This window comes from Psychrobacter sp., assembly GCF_035469765.1.
GTDB lineage: Bacteria > Pseudomonadota > Gammaproteobacteria > Pseudomonadales > Moraxellaceae > Psychrobacter.
The window spans coordinates 1-3716 of sequence record NZ_DATIRM010000346.1; the positions used below are offsets into that span (position 1 = coordinate 1).

Genomic DNA, 3716 nt, shown 5'->3' on the forward strand with positions numbered 1-3716 from the left:
TGCCATATGAGGCAACTGGCTGTAGCTAACTCACTTTAAAAAAACCTCGAACGCATAATCTGCTTGAACTGACCCCCCATAAGTTGTGTCCAACTTATGGGGGTCAGTTCAGCTTTGAGGTTTTTTGTTATTTATAGGTAATGATAATAAAGATTTGCAGCAAGCCATTATATAGTAGACGTCTATATATCCGCTTTTAGTAAAATAGCAGTTACCTATTACCGCTCGCTTATGAGGTTTGTCATGCGCAAAATCCCTGTTTATATGCACCCTGCAGCTGGTTGGCCTGCGCTGATAGCCTCTACGCGTACCCTAATGGATTACAAAGCTTTCTTGCGCGGCAGTATTAGTGTTTTTGGTAGCAATCAGCCAAAAGACGGCTTTGATTGTCCGGGCTGCGCGTGGCCTGATCACAAGTCACATAAAGCCATCGACGTCTGTGAAAATGGTATCAAAGTCATTGCCAGTGAAACGATGAACAGACGAGCAGATGCTTCTTTTTTCGCCAAGAATACTGTCACAGCGCTACAAGGCTGGTCAGGCTATGAGCTTGAACACAGTGGACGCTTGTCAGAACCTTTATATTATGATGCAAACCAAGACCGCTACCTGCCGATTTCTTGGCAAGCGGCTTATGCGATTATCGCTGAGCAATTAAAACAGCTTGATACACCAGATGAGGCGCTGTTTTACACCTCAGGACGGGTAACCAACGAGCCCGCCTTTATGTTTCAACTATTTGTCCGCTGTTTTGGGACCAATAACCTACCTGATTGCTCAAACATGTGTCATGAGCCAACATCAGTGATGCTCGGTAAGCAGCTGGGCATCGGTAAAGCCACTGTGATATTGGAAGATTTTGAGCAGGCTAAATTGATTTTATTGTTTGGGCAAAACCCTGCGACCAATCATCCACGTATGCTTGAGATGCTCGCCCATGCTCACAAGCAAGGCTGCCAGATTATCTCTATTAACCCCATGCGCGAACAAGGTTTAAGCAAGTTTAGAAATCCACAAAAACCATCCCATATGGCAGCAGGTCAAAGTGATGAGATGGTCGATGAGGTCATTCAAATCCAAATCGGTGGCGATGCGGCTTTATTAACTGGTATGGCTAAATGGCTCACCAAAAACGGTAAAATGAACAGTGATTTTATTGAGCAGCACACCTCAGGATATGACGAACTGGATGCTTGGTTACGTCAGCAGTCTTGGCCAGATGTAGAGCTTGGCTGCGGCATCAGTAAAGCAGAGATTATTACGCTTGCAAAGTTAGTTGCTGAGAGTCCAGCAACAATTTGCACCTGGGGCATGGGCATCACTCAGCATGTCCAAGGCGAGGATAATGTCGCCATGATTACCAACTTGCTATTACTGATGGGAATGATTGGCATTGATGGCGCAGGTGCATCGCCTATTCGTGGGCACTCGAACGTACAAGGCGATCGTACTATGGGCATTCATGAACGCCCTAAGCAGAGCTTACTTGATAGTCTTGAACGCGTTTTTAAGCATCCAATGCCGCAAGAAGATGGGCTTGATGTGATTGCTGGTGCCAAGGCATTAATAACAGGAGATATCAAAGCTTTTATCAGTATGGGCGGTAATTATGCAGTTGCAGCGCCGGATAAGAGTGCGATTCAAGCGGCGCTGACCACTACCCAGTTAAATGTCTTTGTCGCAACCAAACTCAATGAAACCATGCTCTATCCGGGCAAAAACAACCTTATCCTACCTTGCATCGGTCGTACCGAGCGCCTTATTACCGCTAAAGGTGAGCAGTTTGCCACCATTGAGGACTCAATGTGTCAAGTTGTGGCGACCAGAGGACGCTTAAAACCCATTAGTGACACGCTAAAATCCGAAGCACAAATCGTTGCAGACATGGCAACTCATGTGCTTGGGTCTGAGTCTTCCATTCCTTGGCAGGATATGAGTACGGATTTTGATATTATCCGTGATTATATTGCACAAGCGATTGAAGGATTTGAGAATTTCAATCAGCGTATTCGTGCCGCTGAGCGTGGTTTTCATTTGTATCATGCGGCGCGTCATCGGATTTGGAATACCGATAGTGGCAAAGCACAATTTGAAGTACCGCAATATCCGATTACCTACGTTGTCGCGCAAATGGCACAAACGACATCCGATTATCAAAAGAATCCAGTAGACAATCAAAAATTCGATATACGTCAGCCTGCCGAGCAAAACGTCTGGCAACTAACGAGTGTCCGTAGTCATGACCAATTTAATACCATGATATTTGGCTTTCAAGACCGCTATCGGCAGACTGATCGTCGTGATGTGCTCTTTATGCATCCAGATGAAATCAGTCGTTTGGGATGGCAAAAAGGCGATCAAATCATGGTCTCGCGTCAAGACAGTCAAAATGCTGAGCGCACGTTAGGACCTTTGATACTGACAGAAATGGATATCGCTGCTAATGCAGTGGCAACCTATTATCCTGAATGTAATGACCTGCTTGACTTAGACAGTCACGCGCCAGACTCCAGAACGCCCGCTTATAAATCGGTCACTGTGATATTACAGCGTTTTAAGCAAGGCAATATGGCAACTGCCGTATAATAGTTACCTAATCACCAGCACCTTTATTTTATTGATAACAAAGGCTAGCAAGCATTCATAATGGCAAATAAACCGCAATTAGCCTTAACAGATAGCTTAGAAGATAATGCGCCTGATGCTTTGTTAGCGTCACAAACTGCACCATTATCACGGCTACATTTGGCTCAAAAACATAGCCATTCGTCTGATATATTTTTAAAGGATACTCATAGAGATAAGCAGATTAATATTGAAGACAAAGCAGCAATGCTGGCAGTTGAAGCGGCGGTGGCGATTGTGATTAATGGCATTCACTACGCTGTCTTGATGGCAAGTCCTTATCAGCTCGAATACCTTGCCATCGGCTTTTTATATAGTGAAGGATTGATTCAGCATAGTCATGAATTACTAGATTGGGATATTACTCAATTAACAGACGATGAAAGTTACCAAGATTTCATGCCCGCTTCTTTTAGTCAAAACTCTTCTACTCAAGACGCATTTATTAACAACATCACCGATGAACCAATGAACCTGCATCAGCTCGCAGAGCAGCTACAAGATTATGATGTATATGTGGTCGAGCTGGTACTAAACCAGCGCTGTCATCAGCGTATTCAAGCGCAAAAACGCCAACTGGCAGGACGCACAGGATGCGGTATGTGCGGCATAACGGGTTTGACGCAAGCATTACCCGATCTAAGTGAATATCAGATAAACAAGCTATTGCTTAGTAGAGCGATCCCTAGTCTTGACGATTTACTAAGTATACAGGCACAAATCAATGCAGCCCAGCACACCCATCAGCTCACAGGCGCTGTCCATGCTGCTGCAACCCTATACGAGCAGCAACTGTACCTATTTGAGGACGTGGGGCGCCATAACGCCCTCGATAAGCTTATCGGATGGCAGTTGCATCATAAGGTAGAGGTTGACTATGTGATAATGACTTCGCGTTTATCGATTGAGCTGGTACAAAAATCCATTCGTAGCCGTATACCTTGGCTGATTGGCATGTCAGCACCGACCAGTACCGCGGTACGTGTTGCCAAGCGCTATGGCTTAGGTCTAGCAGGATTTTTACGTGATAACCGCGTGACTTACTACGCAGGTTATGCCGACTCTTAAAATACATAGACCCTCTTCTACTA

At 45.0% G+C, this 3716-nt stretch carries 2 protein-coding genes; both read left to right on the top strand.

Annotation, left to right across the window (positions count from 1 at the left end; translation table 11 throughout):
- Window positions 1-243 precede the first annotated feature (243 nt).
- On the top strand, window positions 244-2586 hold the full coding sequence (locus tag VLN09_RS09560) for an FdhF/YdeP family oxidoreductase (protein ID WP_325245958.1): 2343 nt from the start codon (window positions 244-246) through the stop codon (window positions 2584-2586).
- 60 nt (window positions 2587-2646) lie between these two features.
- Window positions 2647-3693 (top strand): formate dehydrogenase accessory sulfurtransferase FdhD, encoded by a 1047-nt coding sequence (locus VLN09_RS09565; RefSeq protein ID WP_325245960.1) that lies wholly within the window; start codon window positions 2647-2649, stop codon window positions 3691-3693.
- The last annotated feature ends 23 nt before the right edge of the window (window positions 3694-3716 follow it).